This is a genomic window from Streptomyces sp. DG2A-72, assembly GCF_030499575.1.
GTDB lineage: Bacteria > Actinomycetota > Actinomycetes > Streptomycetales > Streptomycetaceae > Streptomyces.
In genome coordinates this window covers 88701-108994 of sequence record NZ_JASTLC010000001.1, presented here as the reverse complement: position 1 = coordinate 108994, position 20294 = coordinate 88701, and the positions used below count along the sequence as shown (strand labels likewise).

The 20294-nt window shown below is 68.5% G+C and carries 19 protein-coding genes and 4 pseudogenes; 11 read left to right on the top strand and 12 right to left on the bottom strand.

Translation table 11 applies throughout. The features are described from left to right. Positions 1-50: 50 nt before the first annotated feature. Positions 51-200 (top strand): annotated as a pseudogene (locus tag QQY66_RS50160) (transposase); the annotation flags it as partial. Between the two features lie 90 nt (positions 201-290). Here QQY66_RS50160 and QQY66_RS00605 read toward each other — a convergent pair. The 4 genes and pseudogenes from QQY66_RS00605 to QQY66_RS00590 form a co-directional block, all read right to left on the bottom strand. Beyond that, on the bottom strand, positions 291-572 hold the full coding sequence (locus QQY66_RS00605) for a hypothetical protein (protein ID WP_301977048.1): 282 nt from the start codon (positions 570-572) through the stop codon (positions 291-293). A 202-nt stretch (positions 573-774) separates the two neighbouring features. Beyond that, on the bottom strand, positions 775-1230 hold the full coding sequence (locus QQY66_RS00600) for a tellurite resistance TerB family protein (protein WP_301977047.1): 456 nt from the start codon (positions 1228-1230) through the stop codon (positions 775-777). A gap of 469 nt (positions 1231-1699) precedes the next feature. After that, positions 1700-2707 carry a sporulation protein gene (locus QQY66_RS00595; protein WP_301977046.1) on the bottom strand — a complete coding sequence of 336 codons (1008 nt, stop codon included), beginning with the start codon at positions 2705-2707 and terminating at the stop codon, positions 1700-1702. Positions 2708-2803: 96 nt separating this feature from the next. Next, a pseudogene (locus QQY66_RS00590) lies at positions 2804-3023 on the bottom strand (hypothetical protein). Between the two features lie 382 nt (positions 3024-3405). Between QQY66_RS00590 and QQY66_RS00585 the strand changes: the two are divergent. The 4 genes from QQY66_RS00585 to QQY66_RS00570 all read left to right on the top strand — a co-directional run bounded on the left by QQY66_RS00585 (position 3406) and on the right by QQY66_RS00570 (position 8364). Beyond that, a complete protein-coding gene (locus tag QQY66_RS00585; RefSeq protein ID WP_301977045.1) occupies positions 3406-4740 on the top strand; it encodes a hemolysin family protein in 1335 nt (444 codons plus the stop codon). Further along, positions 4737-5759, top strand: a complete 1023-nt coding sequence (locus QQY66_RS00580; RefSeq protein ID WP_301977044.1) for a hemolysin family protein — start codon at positions 4737-4739, stop codon at positions 5757-5759. Before QQY66_RS00585 ends, QQY66_RS00580 begins: the two co-directional genes overlap by 4 nt. 245 nt (positions 5760-6004) lie before the next feature. Beyond that, entirely contained in the window at positions 6005-7348 is a 1344-nt protein-coding gene (locus tag QQY66_RS00575; RefSeq protein WP_301977043.1) for a hemolysin family protein, read from the top strand. Then, entirely contained in the window at positions 7345-8364 is a 1020-nt protein-coding gene (locus QQY66_RS00570) for a hemolysin family protein (RefSeq protein ID WP_301977042.1), read from the top strand. The genes QQY66_RS00575 and QQY66_RS00570 overlap by 4 nt, the downstream gene beginning before the upstream one ends. 183 nt (positions 8365-8547) lie before the next feature. Here QQY66_RS00570 and QQY66_RS00565 read toward each other — a convergent pair whose 3' ends face one another. From QQY66_RS00565 to QQY66_RS00550, 4 genes are all read right to left on the bottom strand, one after another. Continuing rightward, complete coding sequence (locus QQY66_RS00565; protein ID WP_301977041.1) at positions 8548-8865, bottom strand: transposase; 318 nt, start codon at positions 8863-8865, stop codon at positions 8548-8550. Further along, positions 8862-10121: an ISL3 family transposase gene (locus QQY66_RS00560; RefSeq protein ID WP_301977039.1), complete on the bottom strand. Its 1260-nt coding sequence runs from the start codon at positions 10119-10121 to the stop codon at positions 8862-8864. Before QQY66_RS00560 ends, QQY66_RS00565 begins: the two co-directional genes overlap by 4 nt. 405 nt (positions 10122-10526) lie before the next feature. Further along, the gene (locus tag QQY66_RS00555) at positions 10527-11288 is read right to left on the bottom strand and encodes a DJ-1/PfpI family protein (protein ID WP_301977038.1); all 762 of its coding nucleotides are present in this window, start codon (positions 11286-11288) and stop codon (positions 10527-10529) included. After that, the gene (locus tag QQY66_RS00550) at positions 11285-12307 is read right to left on the bottom strand and encodes a GlxA family transcriptional regulator (protein ID WP_301977037.1); all 1023 of its coding nucleotides are present in this window, start codon (positions 12305-12307) and stop codon (positions 11285-11287) included. Before QQY66_RS00550 ends, QQY66_RS00555 begins: the two co-directional genes overlap by 4 nt. A 774-nt stretch (positions 12308-13081) precedes the next feature. Between QQY66_RS00550 and QQY66_RS00545 the strand changes: the two genes are divergently transcribed. From QQY66_RS00545 to QQY66_RS00530, 4 genes are all read left to right on the top strand, one after another. Beyond that, a complete protein-coding gene (locus tag QQY66_RS00545; RefSeq protein ID WP_367666950.1) occupies positions 13082-13231 on the top strand; it encodes a hypothetical protein in 150 nt (49 codons plus the stop codon). Beyond that, a complete protein-coding gene (locus QQY66_RS00540) occupies positions 13232-13945 on the top strand; it encodes a hypothetical protein (RefSeq protein WP_301977036.1) in 714 nt (237 codons plus the stop codon). It begins immediately after the preceding gene. 156 nt (positions 13946-14101) lie between these two features. Next, complete coding sequence (locus QQY66_RS00535) at positions 14102-14341, top strand: hypothetical protein (protein WP_301977035.1); 240 nt, start codon at positions 14102-14104, stop codon at positions 14339-14341. Next, entirely contained in the window at positions 14338-14862 is a 525-nt protein-coding gene (locus QQY66_RS00530; RefSeq protein ID WP_301977034.1) for a DUF6262 family protein, read from the top strand. The genes QQY66_RS00535 and QQY66_RS00530 overlap by 4 nt, the downstream gene beginning before the upstream one ends. A gap of 50 nt (positions 14863-14912) precedes the next feature. Here the strand turns inward: QQY66_RS00530 and QQY66_RS00525 are convergent, their stop codons facing one another. Then, positions 14913-15728, bottom strand: coding sequence for a hypothetical protein (locus QQY66_RS00525; RefSeq protein WP_301977033.1), 816 nt, complete (start codon positions 15726-15728; stop codon positions 14913-14915). A 195-nt stretch (positions 15729-15923) separates the two neighbouring features. Here QQY66_RS00525 and QQY66_RS00520 point away from each other — a divergent pair. Then, positions 15924-16859: pseudogene (locus QQY66_RS00520) on the top strand (IS256 family transposase); the annotation flags it as partial. 425 nt (positions 16860-17284) lie between these two features. Further along, positions 17285-18130 carry an IS5 family transposase gene (locus QQY66_RS00515; RefSeq protein WP_301977032.1) on the top strand — a complete coding sequence of 282 codons (846 nt, stop codon included), beginning with the start codon at positions 17285-17287 and terminating at the stop codon, positions 18128-18130. A 340-nt stretch (positions 18131-18470) separates the two neighbouring features. Here QQY66_RS00515 and QQY66_RS00510 read toward each other — a convergent pair whose 3' ends face one another. The 3 genes and pseudogenes from QQY66_RS00510 to QQY66_RS00500 form a co-directional block, all read right to left on the bottom strand. Next, on the bottom strand, positions 18471-18605 hold the full coding sequence (locus QQY66_RS00510; protein ID WP_301977031.1) for a hypothetical protein: 135 nt from the start codon (positions 18603-18605) through the stop codon (positions 18471-18473). Positions 18606-18666: 61 nt separating this feature from the next. Then, a pseudogene (locus QQY66_RS00505) lies at positions 18667-19546 on the bottom strand (GNAT family N-acetyltransferase). A 121-nt stretch (positions 19547-19667) separates the two neighbouring features. Beyond that, positions 19668-20243 (bottom strand): DUF317 domain-containing protein, encoded by a 576-nt coding sequence (locus QQY66_RS00500; RefSeq protein ID WP_367667070.1) that lies wholly within the window; start codon positions 20241-20243, stop codon positions 19668-19670. Positions 20244-20294 lie beyond the last annotated feature (51 nt).

The window sequence follows — 20294 nt, the reverse complement described above, 5'->3', positions numbered from 1 at the left end:
TCTGGGGTGATGGGGCTGGTCCGCGGGCTTGGGCGCGCGGGGGTGGCGGGGTGAGCGAACGCAAGCCGTGCCGCAGCGACTTGTCGGACGAGCGGTGGCCGTTGATCGGCGGCCATCGGGGCAAGTACGCGAAGCGGGAGATCGTCAACGCGATCTTGCACCAGTCACGGACCGGCTGCCAGTGGGACTTCCTGCCGCACGGAGCAGCCTTCTGTTCACGGGGCAGCGGCGGGCGGGGCGCTTCGGGGTATCAGGCTTCCGGGGCTGTGCTTGCGCGCTCAGGGCGTCGTTCAGCGGGTGACGGCGAACATGAGTAGGACGACGAAGAGCGCTAGGGCGCCGAGAGTGGCGCCGATGAGGGACGGGCCGAAGTTCGTGGCGAGGCCCCGCTCGTTGTTCCAGACCCCCAGCACTCCCAGGAGGAGAGCGAGCAGCCCGAGGGGCGCGGCGACGAAGTCACCGATGACGGGGATGAAGGAACCCACGAGGGCGACAATGCCCAGGGTGAGGGAAGTGTCTCCCGGGCGGTTGCGGGGCGCGGCCCCGTGGGGTTCGGCGTCCTGTCGCGGCATGCCGTCCTCTCGCGCTGGAATTCCGGTACGCCACCGAGGGGCCATCAGCCGTACAGCGGCTTCGTTGCTTCCTTACCGCCATCTGTCCGGCTCTGAACGCATCGGCGCTCACGGAGTCCTGCTGACTGAAGCGTCCCCGAAGGGGACGGCGTGCCGGGCGCCAGTCACCAGTGGTCGACCCGGCACGAGCGTCGTAAGGAGATCAGAGGTCGAACTCGTGGGGCGGCAGGTCGAGAGTGAAGCAGGCTTCGCGGACGATGGCCTGTTCGGTCTTGTCGAAGTCGCCGTTGGCGCCGCCGATGACGATGCCGATCTGGATGACCGCTCGGGCCTCGGCGGGCTTCTTCTTCGCCTTGGCGATCTCCTGCAGGACGCTGACCTTGCCGAAGTCGAAGTCGGCGGTGAGCTTGCTGAGGTTGTCGTCGAAGCGGCGCTGCAGGTCGGTGGCGTCGAAGTTCTGCAGCACCTCGTTGGTGGCGATGAGCTGGGCCACGCGGCGGCGCTCGGAGGGGTCGATGGTGCCGTCGGCGGCGGCGACGAGCGCGCACATCGCCATGCTTGCGTCGCGGAAGGCGCCGCTCTTGAGGTCGTTCTTCTTCGCCATGAGCTGGGTCTGCATCGTCGATGCGGACTCCTTGAGGCGGTCCCACAGGGCCATGCGAACTCCATACGGTCGAGGGCTGGGCCGCTCCGAGAGCGGGCCGGTGCACCAGCAATATCTACAGCAACGTAGAAACTAGCGGCTCGGCGGATAAGTTCCCGTGATTTCCGAGAGGCTCGGGTGAAGTGGCGGCCCCGGAAAGTCCTGGGGGAGCCTCATGCCCTGGTCTGGTGTGGGTCCACCGGGCGCGGAGTTGCCCCGGCCTGGCGCAGCATCTCTCCGGCCTCCTCGGCAGCGACTGGAACCGGACAGCGGGCCGGCTGCGGCTGCTCCTGCGGTCACTCGCTCCACCTCTAATGCCATGTCATGCGGGTCTCGCGCCGCATCCGCGCGGGTTCGCCGCCTTCAGGATCCGCTTCGCCGACGGATCCTGGCTTCAGGTCGGCCGCCGGGGCGAGCCGGGCGACGCCGATCAGTCTCTGCGCACGGTCAGTAGCTGCTCGGCCCGTCGGCTCGCCCCGGTCTGTCAGCCCTCCTCTTCCTCGTCGCCCTCGAAGAAGTCCCCGACCTCGTCGACGACTTCGGCCGCGACCATGCCGCCGACGACACCCACGGCGAGCCCGGCCGCGCCCGCGGCGACGGCGGTGCCCATGCCGGGGCCGGAACGGTGGCCGCCGTGGTGCTCGTCGTGTCCGTAGTGCCCGCCATGGCTGCCGGTGTGCGGGCCACCGTGGCCGTAGGTGGCATGCGAGCTGTAGGACGCCCGGTGCTCGACGAGTTGGCGGATCCAGCCGTCGACGATCGTGTTCCAGTCCTGGTGCCCGGCCCCGTCGTGGGAGACGGTGAAGCGGGTGAGCGCGTCGTGGCCTTCGGAGAAGAAACCGCCGCGCTTGTCGGCCTCCAGGACGACTTCCATGCCGCCTGGGTTGGCGAGGAAGGTCAGTTCGATCTCGTTCACAGCCTGCGCGTACTGCGGGGCCGGGGTGAGTTCGATCTCCTGGTAGAAGGGCAGCTGCTGGCCGGCGCCGCCGATACGGCCGTACTCCAGGTCGGCGGACCTGAAGCCGAAGCCGAGCTGGCCGAGCGCTTCGAGGATCGCCTCCTGGACCGGCAGCGGACCCACGGTCAGCTGGTCCAGGTCGCCCTTGTCCTTCGCGCCGGCCACCGACAGCTCCGTGCGCACGCCGAGGACGATGCCCAGGCCCTGCCCGTACAGCTCGGTGACGGGGGTTTCCCACGGCAGCATCACGGCGAAGGGGGCGCTGCGCACCTCGCCCTCGGCGAGCCGGAAGCCGTCGCCGATGGTGAACCGGTCGAAGGCGACGACCCCTTCACTCTCGCCCTCTGAGTGCTCGGCCTCGACGCGGGCCACCAGTTCCAGGGTGATGTGCTCGATGTCGAAGTCGGCGTCACCGCCCTTGAGATGGACCTGGCCGGTCAGCGCGCCGCCGGGGAGAGCCGCGCCGGGGTCGAGGACCGTGTCGACCGTGGGGCCGCCCACACCGAGCGATCCGAGCAGTCGTTTGAACACCATCGTGCAGTCCACTCCTTAAATGTGCGTGTGCTTCCTGAGAGCGGTGCCGCGTACCCGTGCGGGCGTCACGACACCACAACTATGCGAGGAGGTGAGCTACTTGGCCGCGTCGAGGGCCGCCGGCGCCTGCGCCCAGCGGATGTACTTCAACTCGGCCAGGTCGGCGACGGTCTTGACCCCGAACGCCTCCTGTAACAGCTCACCGTCGCGGTCGGAGGGCTCCTTTCAGCGCGCCCACCGGCGCGGCCAGGATCTCGGGCAGGCTCTTGTCCGCCCACGCCTGGTCGAGCACCTTGTCCAGGTTGATTGCAGCCACGCGTCCTCTTCCGTAGTGCGAGCAGGTGAGAAGCGTGCGCCTTGGGGGAACAACCGGTAGCAGCGACACGCTGTCTCTACAGGTATGTAGAAGCATAGGGTTGTCGGGACCGGTCCACACCGTGTCCCGGCGGCCGTGGTGGGAAAGTCCGAAAAGAGCCGCCGAGCGAGGCCGGCCAGGGACTTGACCTCGATGCTTTGCCGGTCTTTTACGATGACGGGGAGGGTGTGTGTCCCGGCCCTGTCGACCACCGTGGGTTCGCCTGACCCTCCAGGCCCAGAAGGAGTGACGGTCCCGCAATGGGTGAGCCTCCCAGTACCAGCCGTGCCGTACCCGGTCCGCAGCCCGCGCTGTCTGTGCGTGAGGGATCGGGGGTGGCACGGTGACCGAGGTCCTGCTGCTCCTGCTTGCCCTCCTCCTCACCCTGGCCTGCGCTCTGTTCGTGGCGGCGGAGTTCTCGCTGACCACCGTCGAGCGCGGTGACCTGGAGCGCGCCGCCGAGGCGGGTGAGCGTGGCGCCGAAGGCGCGCTGAAGGCCGTACGCCACCTGACCGTGCAGCTGTCCGGCGCCCAGCTCGGCATTACGGTCACCTCGCTGGTGATCGGCATGCTCGCCGAGCCCTCGCTCGCGGCACTGCTGCGTGAGCCCCTTCGGGCCATCGGCCTGGGCGGTGCCGCCTCGTCGGTTGCGACCGTGCTGGGCGTGGCCGTCTCCACCGTCGTGCTGATGGTGGTGGGCGAGCTGGTGCCGAAGAACTGGGCGATCTCCCGCCCGCTGGCCGTCGCCAAAGTGGTCGCCGGCCCGCAACGCGGCTTCACCGCCGCCTTCGGCCCGTTCATCCACCACCTGAACAACACCGCCAACCGGTCCGTACGCCGCTTCGGCCTGGAGCCCGCCGAGGAGCTGGCCTCCGCCCGCAGCCCCGAGGAACTGGTCGCGCTCGCCCGGCACTCGGCCGCCGAGGGCGCCCTGGAGGCGGACTCCGCCGAGCTGTTCGTGCGCACCCTGCACCTGAGCGAGCTGACCGCCGAGAACGTGATGACCCCGCGCGTCGACGTCAAGGCGCTCGAAGCGCACGCGAGTGCCGCGGACGCCGCGAACCTCACCCACGCCACCGGGCTGTCCCGCTTCCCGGTCTACCGCGACAGCCTGGACGAGGTCATCGGGACCGTCCACATCCGCGACGTGCTCGCCCTGGATCCGGAGAAGCGGCAGCTCACGCCCGTGACCGAGCTGGCCACCGCCCCGCTTCTGGTGCCGGACAGCCTGACCGCCGACCGGCTGCTGGAGCGGCTGCGCGAGACACGCACGATGGCCGTGGTCATCGATGAGTACGGCGGCACGGCGGGCGTGGCGACCGTGGAGGACATCGTCGAGGAGGTCGTCGGCGAGGTCCGCGACGAACACGACCCCGTCGAGGTCCCCGATCTGCTGCCTGCTCCGAGGACGGGGGACGGGCGTGCGGTGTGGGAGGCGGACGGTTCGGTCCGCCTCGACGAGCTCGCCGGGATAGGGCTGCCGGCGCCAGAGGGGCCGAACGAGACGGTGGCCGGCCTGGTCGCCACCCGCCTCGCGCGCATCCCGGCCAAGGGTGACGAGCTCGACCTGGACGGCTGGCGGCTTCATGTCCTCGACGTCGAGCACCACCGCGCCGACCGCGTCCGCATCACCGCACCGGTCCGGGTGCCGGTCCAGGCGGGGGAGGAGTCCCGATGACCGCACTGCAGCTCACCATCGGTGCCCTGACCCTGCTGACCAACGCCTTCTTCGTCGGCGGCGAGTTCGCCCTGATCTCCGTGCGCCGCAGCCAGATCGAGCCGCGCGCGAAGGAGGGCAGCACCCGGGCCCGGATGACCCTGTGGGGCCTGGAGCACCTCTCCGCGATGATGGCCGCCGCCCAGCTCGGCATCACCGTCTCCTCGCTGGTGCTCGGCGCGGTCGCCGAACCGGCCATCGCGCACCTGCTGGAGCCCGCCTTCGAGGCGGCGCACATCCCCCACGGTGCGGTGCACCCGATCGCCTTCGTAATCGCGCTGACCGTGGCGACGTATCTGCACATGCTGATCGGCGAGATGGTCCCGAAGAACATCGCGCTCGCCGCGCCGGTCCCCACCGCGCTGCTGCTCGGTCCGCCCCTGGTCGCCCTCACCCGGGCGCTGCGGCCGGTCGTCTTCGGTATCAACGCCTTCGCCAACGCCCTGCTGAAGCTGCTCCGGGTGGAGCCGAAGGACGAGGTGGAGGCGGTCTTCACCGACGATCAGCTCGCGCGCATGGTCGTCGACTCCAGCCAGGCCGGCCTGCTGGCGCCCGCGGACGGCGAACGCCTGCGCGATGCACTGGAGCTGGGCACGAGGCCGGTGGGCGAGATCCTCGTCCCCGCGCAGCAGATGCGCACGGTCCCCCACACCATTACCCCGGCCGAGCTGGAGCGGACGGCAGCCGGGGCGGGCTACTCCCGCTTCCCTGTCACCGGCCCGAACGGCACCCTGCTGGGCTACCTGCACATCAAGGACACCCTCGGGATCACCGACCGCAGCCAGCCGTTCCCGCGCACGGCACTGCACCCGGTCACCGGGGTCCGCATCGACACCCCGCTGGACGACACCCTCACCGCCCTGCGCACCGACGGCAGCCACCTGGCCGCGGTGACTGGCGAGACGGGCGCCGTCATCGGCTTCGTGACCATGGAGGATGTCCTGTCCGAACTGGTCGGCCCCACCCCGGCCACCGCCTGACCGCCGGGCCGCCCCGAGTGCGCCCCCGCACGCGGCGGCCCGGTACGGCCTGCCGGCGCCCGGTGGGTCTGCACGGAAGCGCTCGGGAACGCGTACTCAGTCACAATCGTTCACCTGCCGCACGCCAACTGAAGGAGCAAGCCCGTGTCCGCCAGATCGACGGACTCCCCGGGGCACAGTCCCCGACCATCCCGCCAGATTTCAAATGATCGTTTTGATCGCGGTGCGCGGCGGGGTGGTGTTCGATGAGTACCGCGAATGCCGTACTCGGCCTGCTGGCCGTCTTCGTCCTCACCGCTGGCACCGGCTACTTCGTGGCCCAGGAGTTCGCGTACGTCTCCGCCGACCGGCTCGCCCTCACGCGTGAGGCCGAGGCGGGCGACAAGAAGGCGGCCCGCGCCCTGAAGGTGCTGGAGCGCTTGTCGTTCATGCTGTCCGGCGCCCAGCTGGGCATCACCGTGACCGGCCTGGTCGTCGGTTTCATCGCCGAGCCGTCCGTGTCCGCGCTGCTCAAACCCGCCCTGACCAGCATCGGCATTCCCGAGGGGGCCGTCTCCGGCATCTCCGTCGTCCTTGCCTTCGTGCTGGCCACGGTCGTGCAGATGGTGCTGGGCGAACTGGCGCCGAAGAACCTCGCGATCGCCGTGCCGGAGCGGCTGGCGAAGTCGCTGGCCGTCTCCACTCTCGGCTACCTGAAGGTCGTCGGCCCTGTCGTACGGGTCTTCGACGGCGCGGCGAACGGGCTGCTGCGCAAGGTTGGCATCGAGCCCGTCGAGGAGCTGCACCACGGTGCCACTCTGGAGGAGCTCGGCCATCTGATCGGCGAGTCCCATGAACAGGGCCAGCTGCCCAAGGACACCGCCGACCTGATCGACCACGCTCTGGAGTTCTCCGAGCGGACGCTGGATGAGGTGATGGTGCCGCGAGTGGACGCCGTCTTCGTCCGCAAGGACGCCTCCGCCGCCGAAGCGGTCGAGCTGATTGGCAAGCACGGCCACTCCACCTACCCCGTCCTGGGCGATCACCCGGACGACGTCGCGGGTGTCGTGGGCGTGCGCGAGCTGATGCGGCTGCCCGCCGGCCGCCTCGCCACCGCCACTGCGGACGCGCTCGCCCGCAGGCCGCTCCTTCTTCCGGACACGCTGCCGCTGCCGGACGCGGTGAGGCGGATGCGTGAGCTGGACGACGAGTTCGCCGTGGTGCTGGACGAGCACGGCGGGGTGGCGGGCATCGTCACGTACGAGGACATCGCCGAGGAACTGGTCGGTGACATCGCCGACGAGACCGACACCGTCACCGAACTTGCCGTCCCCGACGGCACGGGCTGGTGGGTGGACGCCGGACGCCGCCTCGACGAGGTCGCCGACGCCACCGGCATCGACCTTCCCGAGGAGGAGGACTACGACACCGTGGCCGGTCTGGTCATCGACCGCCTCGGCCGCTTCCCGGCCATCGGCGACCGGCTGACCGTCGCTCTGCCCGATGGCGGCCGCGCGGTGATCGACGTACGCACGCTCGACCGGCACGTGCCGGAGCGGGTCCGCCTCGAGCGACTGCCCGTGGCTGAGCATGAGGAGGAGCAGGCATGAGTTTCCCGATGGCGCTCTTCGTTACTGTGCTGCTGCTGATCGGCAGCGCCTTCTTCGTCGCTGCCGAGTTCGCGCTGGTCGCCGCCAAGCGGCACCGGATGGAGAAGGCTGCAGCTTCAGGTCAGCGCGGTGCCAAGGCCGCGCTGGCCGGGATGCGCGAGCTGTCACTGATGCTGGCCGGGGCCCAGCTCGGCATCACCGTGTGCACGCTGGGCCTGGGCTCGGTGTCCAAGCCCGCGATCTCGCACGAGCTGGACCCGCTGCTGCACGACCTGGGCCTGCCGAGCGCGCTCAGCTACGGTGTGGCGTTCGCCGTCGCGATGATCGTCGTGGTGTTCCTGCACATGGTGGTCGGCGAGATGGCGCCCAAGTCGTGGGCCATCGCCCACCCCGAGCGCTCGGCGATGCTGCTCTCGCCGCCCTTCCGGGCCGTGGTGAAGGTGGTTCGCCCGCTGATCGGGGTGCTGAACCGGATCAGCAACGCCCTGGTACGGCTGTGCCGGGTCAGCCCGCGCGACGAGCTGGCCTCGGTCCACAACCGTGAGCAACTCACCCATCTCGTCGAGGAGTCGCAGCGGCTCGGCCTGATCAGCGAGTCCGACTCCGAGCTGATCACCCGCTCGCTGACCGAGCCCGAGACCCCGGTGAGCGACCTCCAGGTCCCGGCCGCCGAGATCACCTCGGTCGACGGCGACACGGGCATCGACGACATCCTGCGCACCGCCGCCGACCACGACCGCACCCGGCTGCTGGTTCGCGAGGGCGGCACGGTCCTCGGCTCCCTCCACGCCCGCGACGCGCTGGTCGCCCGCGCTCAGGGCCGTACCGTCACCGCCCGCGCCCTGGCCCGCCCCGTACCGGAGCTGACCGCCAACGCCACCGTCGCGGACGCGATCGACCTGCTCCGCCGGCACCGTGCCTCGCTCGCACTCGTCTGCGACGACACCGGCCGCCTCACCGGCCTGGTCAGCCTGGACGACCTGCTCGCCCGCTACCTTCAGCCGCAGGCGGCCTGACCGCCCGCGTCCAAGTGAGCAATACCCACAGCAGGGGCGGGCACCATGCCCGCCCCTGCTGTGGCTTCCAGGTCCTTACACCAGGTGGGCGAGCAGGAGCCCATGTCGCCCGCCCTGAGGCCCCGTGGTTTCGTGGGTGGGAGCTGGGTTCTGGCACAGATCTTGGGGAGTGGTCGCAGAGTGTCACTGCAGCAGGATCATCTTGCGGAGTAGTTCGAATCCGGCCCGGCCGTAGAGCTGCCTCTTGATCTTTTTGATGCGGTTCACGGCGCCCTCGGTGCCTCCGGAGCTCCATTCCAGGGTGAGTCCGGCGGTCACTGCGTCGAGGTCTCGAAGCAGGTGGAGGGCGAAGCCGGTGAGGCCGGGTAGTTGGCTGGCGTCGACATTGTCGATCCAGGTGGGGAGCGTGGTGCCACGGCGGTCGGCGAGCATCTCACCGAACTCGCGGATGTGTCCGGCAGCGGTGTCCAGTTCGGGGCAGCGGGCCAGGACGTCTTTCAAGACGGCGCGGTCCTCTCGCTCAGGGCCGTGGGGTGGCGGGTGAGCCAGCCGGTCACTTGCCGCACCGTCGGTGGTGGTGGCGGTACTTGGGGCGGAGAGACGCGCAGGGAGGCGATGTGGGCACGGACCATCTGATAGGTCACGGGGGCGTCCTCGGCGAGCAGTTCGCGGTGCAGCCGGGTGACGCTGGTGCAGCCTTCAGTGAACCGTCGTTCCAGGTAGGGCTTGTAGGGATCCAACCGGCTGGGCCTGGGGCGGTTCTCGCGGAGGGTGTTCTGCCAGTGCGGGGCACTCGCATAACGCAGCACGGTGTTGAGGCCCCAGCCCAAGTGCCGCGCAATCGCCCGGCGGGAGTGGCCCTGCTTGAGCAGTTCATGGACCAGGGCGTGCGCGGCCTTCTTGCGCTGGGCCCGGCGGCCGGCAGGCCCCGGATCTCCTTGCGGTCTGTCCGTGTTCGGCGGCGTGGGCGGCGTCGGAACGCGGAGGCACTCGCGGTGGGCGGCGACGCAGGTTTCCACGGCCCGGCCAAGGCCCTGCCACAGGTGGAACCGGTCGGCGACCTGGAGGGCATCGGGGGCGCCGAGCCGGGCTCCCTCGGCGTAGGCGCCGGCCCGGTCCCGACAGATGATCTCCACGCCGGGATGCGCGGTGAGCCACGTGGCGAGCGGTGCCGTTTCCCGGCCGGGGAGATCGTCGATCGGGCGGTGGCGTTCGCCGTCGGTGATTACGGTGGCGTACGACTGTCCGCGCCGGGTGGCGAAATCGTCCACACCCAGCACCCGCGGCGTGCTGGACTGCGGATCCGGCAGCGCCATGACCCGGCGCAGCAAGGTCATCCTCCCTGCGTCAAACCCGAGTTGGGCGGCCAGCCGGGAGCCGGCCCGTCCGGCCAGCGCCAGCCCGATGCGCTCCAGGGTGCGGTTGAGCCGGCGGGTGAAGCGTGCGTACGCGCTGGTCAACTGTGTGAACGGCTCGGCGAATGTCCGGCGCGGGCAGTGGACCGAGCCGCAGATGAACCGCCGGACCGTCAGCAGGATCACGACGCGGAACTCACCGAGCGGGAGATCTCTGAGCCTGCGCTCGTAGGAGTCGTGCATCCGATGTGAGAAGCCGTTGCAGTCCGGGCAGGATGCTCCGACCCCTCGGCTTTTTGCCACCACGTCGACTGTGCCGAAGGCGGCCGTCACCGCCTCGATGACGAGCTCGTCGATCCCGTCGAACACCAGCGAGTCCCAGAACGATACGTCGGCCTGCATGACCAGCACCGTCACCGGCCACGACCGCAAGCAACGGATGCCTACAGGTACCTGACGGAGCGTCACTACCTGCCGTTCTACGGCTCGGCGTACGCGGTCTCACACTCGATCGGTGCATCGCAATCGAACAGCGTGGTCACCTTCTGCAACCGCTCCCCAAGATCTGTGCCAGAACCGAGACGTGACAACACCGGAGGCCGTAACTGATCCATGCCTGGGGGCGGTGAAGCCGGCGGTGCTTGAAGGGCCGGATGACGATGGGCAGCTGGCAGTGAAGGGGGCGTTGACCAAACTCACAGACGTCGCGCTGCAGGTCCGGCCGCGGTGGACACAGAGAGGAAAAGAACGCTCACGGAGGTGCTCACCACGACGTAAGTGCTGTCCGCTCAGCGGCTCCCGCTTCGGCTACACCTGCGAGGCGGCGAGCAACTGCAATGCTTTTTCCTTCAGTTGGGGACTGGCCTCTGCGGCGTTGCCGGAGTCGAAAGGGGGCTGGGGGTCGTATTCGACGGCGAGTTGAATCGCCTTGGCCGTGTCGTCGTCTGTAATGAGGGAGGCGAGATACAGGGCCATGTCCACTCCCGCCGACACCCCGGCCGCAGTGATGATCTTCCCTGAGCGTACGTAGCGCTGCGGCAGGTAGGTCACGTCGAACGTGGACTGGAGGTACTCGGCGGAAGCCCAGTAGGTCGTCGCCCGCCTTCCGTCCAGCAGCCCGGCCGCGGCGAGGATGATGCTGCCGGTGCACACGGAGGTCGTCCATTGGCTGTGCCGGTGGATCTGGCGGATCCAGCGCAGAAGCGCCTCGTTGTTCATCGCCGCGACGGTGCCGCGGTTGCCCGCGCCCGGCACGAGGAGGACGTCGAGACGGTCCACCTCGTCGATGGACTGTTCAGCGAGTACGGCCACGTCTGCTGTGTCCGTGCGGACCGCGCCGCGCCGCTCGGCGATCATCGTCACAGTCGCGTCTGGCAGCCGGGACAGCACCTCGGCCGGACCGGTCGGGTCCAGCAGGCTGTAGCCGTCGTACAGCAGGATTCCGATGTTCGGTCCCGCGCCGCCCCGCGGAACGGCGTGCGCCCCGGTCGGGGCCGCAGCCGTGGCGGCGAGGGCGGCGGTGGCCACGGTCCCCCGAAGTACGTTTCTGCGTGTCGTCGAATGCCTCATGGCCCGGGAGTCTTCTGCCTCGGTGCGACGCGCGCAGCTGGCATGTCCGGCATCCTGCGAATCCTGTCCCCCGTATTCCCGTAGTGGTCCAGGAACGCCTGCCGAAGCGTCTCCGCCGACCCGAAACCGCAGCGACGGGCGATCGCCGCCATGGACAGTCCGCTGGACCGCACCAGATGCGCCGCTGCTTCGGTACGCGCCACGCGCACGGCCCGTGCCGGAGTCGTACCGAGGTGCGCGGTGAACAGGCGTGTCAGGTGCCGAGGGCTGACTCCCGCCCGCGCTGCCAGGGTGGCGGGTGTGAGGTCCTCGGCCAGATGACTGGCGATATGGCCCACCAGGTCCCGCACCAGCCGGTCCTCCGGCGGCGGAGCGGCCAGGAACATGGAGATCTGCGCCTGATCGGCCGGCCGGTGCAGGTGCGTGACGAGTTCCCGGGCGACGGCACGAGCCAGCGTCGGCCCGTGGTCGTCCTCGATCAGCGCCAGCGTCAGGTCGAGTGCGCTGGTGACCCCGGCCGAGGTGTAGACGTTGCCGTCGCGTATGTAGAGAGGAGCGACGTCCACGGCCACGGCGGGGTGACGCTCGGCAAGTCGTTCCCCCCACCCCCAATGGGTCGTCACCCGCCGGTGGTCCAGCAGTCCGGCGGCGGCGAGCACGTAGGCGCCGGTACAGACAGAGGCCATCCGTCGACTGAGTCCGGCCAGTCGGCGCACCTGGCCCAGTAGACGCTCGTCCGACGCCGCGTCCTCACAGCCGATGCCGCCCACCACGAACAGGGTGTCCAGATGCCCGGCGACCGTCTCAAGCCTTTGCCCCGCTCCCATCAGAATCCCCGCCGAGCTACGGGCGACCCGACGGCCCAGGGTCCCCAGCTCGATGGAGTACGGCGGCTCGGCGCCGTACCGGTTGGCGATGTCCAACGCGCCACTGGGGCAGGCGATGTCGAGAATCTGCGCATCGTCGTAGGCGACGATCAGCACGCGCCGCTTGTTGTCCATGCCCTGATACCAGCACATCCCGCAACGCCACCTGCCAGCGCGGCAGCGACGGTTCAAGACCGTGGACGGCTTCCTGGAAGCGGGCCGGCGTGGCGGACGGTCACCGAAGTCCACCTCTGCCTCGGCCCCCGGCCTGTGGGGCTGCGGAATCAACGCGCGCACCACCCGCGGCCAGCCTCTTGGGCGATCTGGGGTCACCGGTCGGCGACTAAGCCCGCACCATCGGATAGATCACTGCCTCCGCCCCGTGCTCGCCCAGGAGCCGGTCGAAGTTCCGCTTGACCGTGTGACGCTGCTTGCAGGGCGCAGCCAGATCCGCCCGGAGCATCTCGTCGATCAACGGTTTGTAGGCATCCAGGCGGGTCCAGCGCGGCCGCGGTTTCTTCCGCGGCTCCGGCCGGATCGACTCCAACGCGGTCTTGACCGTGCGGAATTCGACTCCGTACTCGCCGTATCAAGGCCCGGTACGACAACCCTGCCCGGGCGTCACGGCGGATCGCCGCGTACAAGTCGACCTTGGACTTCGGTGGTGCCATCGCAGCCTAATTCCGCAAAGCACGTCCATGCTCCCACCGCAAGCCCCGGGCGTTGTCAGAACTCAGAGAGATCGCCCTCCCTCGAAACGGGGCAGTCCCCGCTCTGAGCAACAAGTGGTGTCAGCTCCCACATACAAAACCAGCCCCGTTCCACGCGTCGCATCTACAAGTGCTGGAGAAGTCTGTTCTGGAGTGTGATCGCTCAACAGAACCGTCGCCGCCGGTTGGACCACCACGTCCTTACGGCCACAGCTACATGGCCGTCCGACGGGCGCTGGCGCAACGGGCCTGCGCCGTCACTGCGGCCCGATGGTTCGCGCTCACCGTGTTCACTCTGATTCTCGCCAATGCGGCACTGCTGGGAGCAGAGATGTACCAAGGACTTGCCGAGGGCTGGCAGCAGTAGTTGCGCCTCGCCGAACACGTCTGTCTGGCAGCCTTCACCGTCGAGGAGCGAGCGTCGGCGGAACCCGAAAGAGAAGTCAGGCAGCGCTCCACTGCGGGTCGCGGTCCCAGCGCCATTCCAGGGAGGGGTCCCGGCGACACCCATCTGGTCTACGACAACTCCAAGGACTACCGGCTGGGCCGTCGTCTGCCGATCGCGCAGGCGACCGCCGCCGTGATTGCGGCGCAGCAGGAACGGGTGCGTGAGCGGTTCCCCGACACCCCGACCAGCAAGCTCAAGCTGCTGCCGAGTCCGGTGGCCAACCCCGCGGGGACGAAGCCGATCGGCTCGATCGGCGAGGCTCACCGAGCGTGGGTCGATGACTTGCCCGACATCATGATGCCGGTCGTGGTGCTGGTCGACGGGCAGCTCGTGACGAAGATGCTGCCGTTCGACAAGTCCAGGATCTTCCCCTACGCCTACCGGCATTCCTTCGCGCAGCGTCACGCGGACAGCGACATCGCCCCGGACGTGCTCATGGATTTGATGGACCATCGTGAACTCTCCACAACTCAGGCGTACTACCGCGTCAGCCAGGAACGACGGCGCGAGGCTGTCGACCGGGTCACTGCCCTGCAGTTCGACCGCCGCGGCAACCGTGTCTGGCGCAAGGCGCAGTGGATGCTGGACTCCGAACACGTGCGCCGGGCCATCGGGGAAGTGGCTACGGCCTAGGGCATCTGCCTGGAACCGCACAACGTCGCGGCCGGGGGCCAGAGTTGCCCGATTCGGTTCCGCTGTGTCGGCTGTGACCACTTCCGCACCGACGTCTCCTACCTTCCCGACCTCGAGCGTTACCTTTCTGATCTGCTCCGCAGCCGCGAGCGGCTCATGTCGGCCTTCGAGGCCGACGACTGGGCCCGCAGCGAGGCCATGCCCTCCGAAGAGGAAATTGGCCGCGTCCGCCGTCTGCTCAACCGGGTCAAGGCAGACCTGGACGACCTGTCGGAAGAGGAACGTGCACAGATCGAGGAAGCCGTCGCCGTGGTCCGCCGCGGCCGTGTGGTGATGCTGGGCATGCCCCGTGTCGGGCAGCCACTTCCTGATGTCAGGCCCTGGAGGCTGCCGTGATCCCCGCCATGCGTGATGGCCGTCAAGCGGACACTGAGCGCCGCCGCCAGCGGGTTGCCACAGCGGTGAAAAACGCCGGGAAGAATGGCACCCCGATCAGTGTCTCGGCCATCGCCCGGCAAGCCGCAGTGGACCGCAGCTTCCTCTACCGTCACCGCGACCTGCTCGAAATCGTCCACGCCGCAGAACTCGAACCGGCAGCCCAGGACCCGGCCGGCGGCTCACCGGTGAGCCGGGCCTCGCTCCAGGCCGACCTCGCCAACGCCCAGGCCCGCAACACCCGCTTGGCCGCACGCATTCAGCAGTTGGAGAAGCGACTGTCGCAGGCGCTGGGTGCTCAGGCATGGCAGGAGTCCGGGCTCGGAGCCCCAGCGGACATCGACGAGCTCCAGCGGAAGATCACGAGGCTGGAGCAGCAAAATGTCGAACTGACCTCCGCGTTGGAGGAGGCCCGATCTGATCTCAATGCCGCGAGGGAGGCGAACCGGGACTTGACCAGAGCTCTGAACCAACGCGGCTGAGTTCGCAGACGAGGCGATCCGGTCACCATGGCGGCCGGATCGCGTCGGTGTCAGCGGATTCGGCCGCCTTCCGTGACGAGCCATTCGCCGGTTTCCCAGTCGGACGGACCGTTTTCGATCCGGTAGCACAGGTCGAATCGGATATCCAGGCATGGCCAGGGACTGAGGACAGGTACGACGCGGAAGATCTCCTCAAGTTCCGGGAACGTCATCCCTTCGGGCTCAGGAAACATCTGCTCCAGGTCTGCGCGGGTCAGGTCGGTCCAGAGGGCGAACTGCCACTGCGTCTGCGTCAGCCACTGGTCGTAAACCAGCTCGAATCTAGGCTCGCGGCCGATGACGAAGTCACGGATGTCGTCGATGAGCTCATCCGATGTCGACGGAAGGACAAACGGCCAGTCCTCACCGGTGGGATAGCGGTACATGGTGGACGCCGAGGCGAGCGCAGTGGTGAGGTCGCTCCACTGCTCGGGTGAAGTGGCACAGGCGGGCACGTTCACGCCCGTGTGATCGACGCGCTTGACGTGCCCGGCAATGCGGCGGGTCAGTTCTGCCATCTCGATCCGGGCCGGCAGGGCCCGCGTCTCGTGCAAGTCAGTGCCACCCCACCCACCGATGGAGTGGCCTGTGTCGAGGACGATCTCAGGCGCACGCACGCTGGCCAGCTCAAATATCGTCACGGGACGGGCATCGGCGGGCCGCGGCGGGGTGAGGGTCAGGCGGTCACCCACCCCGTCGGCCGTGCTCGCATCCCCGGTGAAGTCGGCGTATGTCACCTCGGCGAACAGCGAGCGCAGCTCGTCGAGGAAACTACGCGATTCGGGTGCGTCGGGCAGAAGGAACGTGATCTCGGATAGGCGATCCATGCGCCCGACCGTAGTCGAATTCGTGTGAATCCCAGGGGCGATCAGCCAGCCTTGCCCGGCGGAGACGAGCGCTGCTGAAACTCAGCGACTCTCACGACAAGTAGCGCCACACATGTTGCACACGATACTGTCGTTCACACCGGCGCTGAGCTGCACAAAGTTGTCTCCACTCGCCTCGCGCCACACGGTTACCCCCAGAGAAGACGGCTGACCGGGGTCGACGAGATGGTGCTGTCGCTGTCCGCGAAGGGGCTCACGCACGGCGAGATCGCCGCTCACCTGGCCGAGGTCTACGGCGCCGAGGTGTCCAAGCAGACCATCTCCACCATCACCGACACAGTGATGGAGGGCATGGCCGATTGGCAGAACCGGCCCCTCGACCGTGTCTACCCGGTTCTGTTCGTGGACGCCATCAACGTCAAGATCAGAGACGGGCAGGTCGCGAACCGTCCCATCTACGTGGTGATGGCGGTGACCGTGGACGGCACCCGCGACATCCTCGGCATCTGGGCCGGCGATGGCGGAGAGGGTGCCAAGTACTGGCTGCATGTGTTCACCGAGCTGAAGAACCGCGGCCTTAACGACGTGCTGATGCTGGTCTGTGACGGGCTCAAGGGCCTTCCCGAGGCCGTGGAGACCGTCTGGCCTCGCACGATTGTCCAGACGTGTGTGGTTCACCTGCTGCGGAATTCGTTCCGATACGCCGCCCGCCAGGACTGGGACAAGGTCGCCAAGGCGCTCAAGCCCGTCTACACCGCACCCAGCGAGGACGCGGCGACGGAGCGGTTCCTGGAGTTCCAGGAGTCCTGGGGCCGGAAGTATCCGGCGATCGTGAAGCTGTGGTCGGACACCTGGGCCGAGTTCGTGCCCTTCCTCTCCTTCGACGTCGAGATACGCAAGGTCATCTGCAGCACGAACGCGATCGAGAGCGTCAACGCCCGCATCCGCAGGGCCGTTCGCGCCCGCGGCCACTTCCCCAACGAAGCCGCCGCCCTCAAGTGCATCTACATGGCGCTGATGAGCCTGGACTCGACGGGGAAGGGTCCCAAGAGGTGGACCATGCGCTGGAAGGCACCCCTGAACGCGTTCCAGATCGCCTTCGAGGGCCGCCTGACCCCGAGCAACAGCTGACACTCAACAATCAAGATCAGCCGTTAAATTGACACACCCAGCCAGGTCGCAGACGTCGTGAGGGTTGAGTTCTCATCGTCCCTGCGAGGGGTCACAACGATGCGTCGGCGAGCTGGGACGCGGCGTAGGGTGTGAACGTCCCCAGGACCTGATGATCCAGTACCCAGACTGGGTGAGGGATCCTCATCCTTCCTGTGTCCCTACGAGGGGTCAAAACTCGTCATCCTTCGTCTTGTCTACGCGGACGGTTATGGTCCTCAGCGTCCCTACGAGGGGTCACAACTTGACGCCGTCCAGGACCTGAATGCCGATGCCGACAGGTCCTCATCGCCCTTGGGAGGGGTCACAACTAGAGGGCGTCTGAAAAGCCTGTCAGCGGGCAAGTCGCCTGGTAGCGGGGCGGTGGCGCACTTTCGGGGGCTGGGGTGTGCGGGCTGCGTACCCGTTACTCGACGGATCTGTCCGATCCGGAGTGGGAGATCCTCTGTCCGCTGGTTCCGGCGGTCAAGCCCGGTGGACGGCCGGCGAAACACGCGCGGCGGGAGATCCTCAACGCGCTGGCGTACTGGGTGCGCGCTGGCTGTGCCTGGAGACTTTTGCCGCATGACCTGCCGCCGTGGCAGACGGTCTACCACTACTGGCGGCGGTGGCAGCAAGAGGGCGTGTGGGAGCGGATGTTGACGGGGCTGCGCGAACGCGAGCGGGTGCAGGTCGGCCGGGATCCCACGCCCAGTGCAGCCATTGTGGACAGCCAGAGCGTTCGGGCCAGTGAGCGCGGAGGACTGCATGGGTACGACGGCGGCAAGAAGGTCAGCGGCATCAAGCGTCACCTGCTCGTCGATACCCGCGGCACCGTCCTGGTGGCCTGCGTGAGCCCGGCCAGCGTCGGCGATCGCGATGGTGCCGTGGTGCTGTTCTCCCGCGCTGCCGATGCCTTTCCGCGTCTGCGGCACGTGTGGGCGGACCAGGGTTACCGCGGTGCGGACTTCCACGCCTGGGCCCAGGAGGCCACCGGCATCACCGTGGAGGTCGTGCAGCGTCGCGACGGAGGATTCCGCTCGACCTGGGCTCGGGTGGGAGCACCGCCTCCGGCAGTGCGCCTCTTCGCCGTGGTCCCACGGCGTTGGGTGGTAGAGCGGACGTTTGCCTGGCTAGGACGGTGCCGCCGTCTGTCGAAGGACTACGAGTACCTGCGCGTCTGCTCGGAGAACGCCATCTACCTCACCATGGCCATGCTCCTCGTGCGCCGCCTCGCAAGACCAGCCCGCTGACAGGCTTTTCAGACGCCCTCTAGATGTCGGCGAGGCGGGCGCGCTGTTCCCCGATGCGCCCTTTTCGCCGCTACGGGGGGCAACACGGTGTGCACGTGCGTGCCGGGGAAGGCGGGCATCGTCCTCGTCGTCCCTGCGAGGGGTCGCAACGTGTAGCGCCATACCTGCCCCGTGGCGTCCCGGACCCGTCCTCATCGTCCCTACGAGGGGTCATAACGTGCCGTGTACGGCTGGATGTCCACGCTGTACCCGTTCATATCGCCCCTATGAGGGGTCACTACGTATGCGCCGGATGGCGTCCCGCCGAGTGCAACACCGTTGTGTTTACCTGTTGGCTCCGTCAGCGAGAGTGCTCGGGCAGGAGGCTGTCCAGCACGGCCCGATAACCGATCAGCGACACGGGATCGGCGGTGCCGATGCCCCGCGCGGCGGTTATCTGGTCGGCGGCGGCTTGGAACAGGACGGTGAAGCTCACGCGTTACGCGGACCCGCCCTCACTGGCGATCGTGGTGGTTCAAGAAAGTCCAGCGAGGTCTTCAACGGATTTCCGGCGCGGAACACTTGAAGTTGTACACCGCGAAGTCGGTGACCGGGCGGTACCCGATCCTCTGGTAGAGGCCGTTGCTAGTGGGGTTGGCCAGGTCCGCGAATAGCAGGACCTCCTCCGCGCCTGCGGCCAGGGCGGCCCGACTGACCTCGACCGTCGCGGCGCCCGCGTAACCGCGGCCACGCAGGTGGGCCGGGGTGTAGACGGGAGCCGCCCGGACCTGGCCGGCGACCATCGGGGTCACGCCCGCCATGGAAACGGCGGTGCTGTCCGGGATTTCCCAGAGCGTGACGCGTCCTGGGGCGATGCGTGTATCCGCCCATGAGCCGTTGTCCGCAGCGGGGGTTCCTCCGATGTCGGTGATGAACTCGCGGTGCCATAGCATGAGTTGCTTACGGTCCTGCTCGCCCGCGACTCGGCTTCGGCCCTCCGGGAGTGGCTCCGGTGGTGTGAGCGTGCCGAGGCGGTACAGGCGCTCCCCGCTCGTGGAGCGTCGGCGTGGCGCCCATGTGCCGCGCCCAGGCATCGGCGAAGGCGGTGGCGGTGTCGTGGTCCGCACTGGCGCCGGGGAGGGGAAGGCCGAGGCCAGCCAAGTGGGCGGCGAGGGCGTCGGCCTCCTTGGGGGTGAGAGGGGTGAGGTACGGGCGGCGGGGCGGGGTGCGGAAGAAGGCCGCGCGGACCTCGCCCGCCTGCTCCAGCCAGCCGAAGACAGGGGCTTCAGCGCCGTACTCGTCCACCCCACGCGTACGCAGTGCCTCGGTCACTGTCAGCGGGACGGTGTGCAGGGCAGGGCGCGAGCGCAGGAAGTCCCCGGCTCGGGTGAGAAAGGCGTCGAGGTCTTCGGTGAGGTGCCAGTCATCCGGGCGCATGCCTCCTGATCCCTCGCGCTGTTGGCGTGCGCCTGCGGTTTTCCGCTGGAGTGTGGCGACAGGGCCTGGCGTTCCGCGCGCCGGACACCCGTCGAAGAACCCTGGAGGAATCGGTCGGACATCAGAGGGATCGGCCGCTCGGGTAGCCGGCCGTTGCCGGTGGCAGAGCCGGTGGCGTGGTGCCGAGATGTGCGCCACGCACGCGCTGCGAGGTGTTGGTCTGGCGGGTGCCGGTTGCGTGGGCGAGAGTCTCGGCGAGGCTGGCCATCAGCGAGCTGGGGGTGTACGGGGATGCCGTGATGGTCCAGGTGGGGTGATCGATGCTGAGGCCGGCCCAGATGGTCCAGGTGGTGAGGGGGCTGTTCGGATTCTGGGCAGCGAACGCGTCGAACTGGATGCCGGCGTCCCCGGACAGGTTCGTCCACCGGATCCAGCGTCCGTCGACGGTGTGCTTCCATCCGGCGTCAGTGAGGGGTTTGGTGGCGGCGGTGACGGTCTTCTCGTCGACGGGACTTCCGATGGCGGTGTCCCATGCGTCGCCTTCGGCGAGGTGGTGCAGCAGGGTCTGGAGCACAGGGGTGGGGGTGGTGCCGGTCGCGGTGAGGTGCCACATCCGGTCGGAGACGGGCGTCTCGTACGCGGCCACGGTCCAGGCGGTTTCGCGGGGGTGGGCTTCGTGGACGCGCTCGATGCGCAGGGTCTGGGATTCGTGGATCGCGTGGGTGGTGTCGTCGGACCAGGTGTGTTC

Coding starts and splice junctions, on each gene's coding strand:
- QQY66_RS00550 (WP_301977037.1), bottom strand. CDS start 12,307: ATGTGCTGGTATCAGGGCATGGACAACAAGCGGCGCGTGCTGATCGTC.
- QQY66_RS00575 (WP_301977043.1), top strand. CDS start 6,005: ATGAGTACCGCGAATGCCGTACTCGGCCTGCTGGCCGTCTTCGTCCTC.
- QQY66_RS00535 (WP_301977035.1), top strand. CDS start 14,102: ATGTCGGCCTTCGAGGCCGACGACTGGGCCCGCAGCGAGGCCATGCCC.
- QQY66_RS00570 (WP_301977042.1), top strand. CDS start 7,345: ATGAGTTTCCCGATGGCGCTCTTCGTTACTGTGCTGCTGCTGATCGGC.
- QQY66_RS00560 (WP_301977039.1), bottom strand. CDS start 10,121: ATGCAGGCCGACGTATCGTTCTGGGACTCGCTGGTGTTCGACGGGATC.
- QQY66_RS00555 (WP_301977038.1), bottom strand. CDS start 11,288: ATGAGGCATTCGACGACACGCAGAAACGTACTTCGGGGGACCGTGGCC.
- QQY66_RS00600 (WP_301977047.1), bottom strand. CDS start 1,230: ATGGCCCTGTGGGACCGCCTCAAGGAGTCCGCATCGACGATGCAGACC.
- QQY66_RS00525 (WP_301977033.1), bottom strand. CDS start 15,728: ATGGATCGCCTATCCGAGATCACGTTCCTTCTGCCCGACGCACCCGAA.
- QQY66_RS00545 (WP_367666950.1), top strand. CDS start 13,082: ATGGCCGTCCGACGGGCGCTGGCGCAACGGGCCTGCGCCGTCACTGCG.
- QQY66_RS00580 (WP_301977044.1), top strand. CDS start 4,737: ATGACCGCACTGCAGCTCACCATCGGTGCCCTGACCCTGCTGACCAAC.
- QQY66_RS00595 (WP_301977046.1), bottom strand. CDS start 2,707: ATGGTGTTCAAACGACTGCTCGGATCGCTCGGTGTGGGCGGCCCCACG.
- QQY66_RS00605 (WP_301977048.1), bottom strand. CDS start 572: ATGCCGCGACAGGACGCCGAACCCCACGGGGCCGCGCCCCGCAACCGC.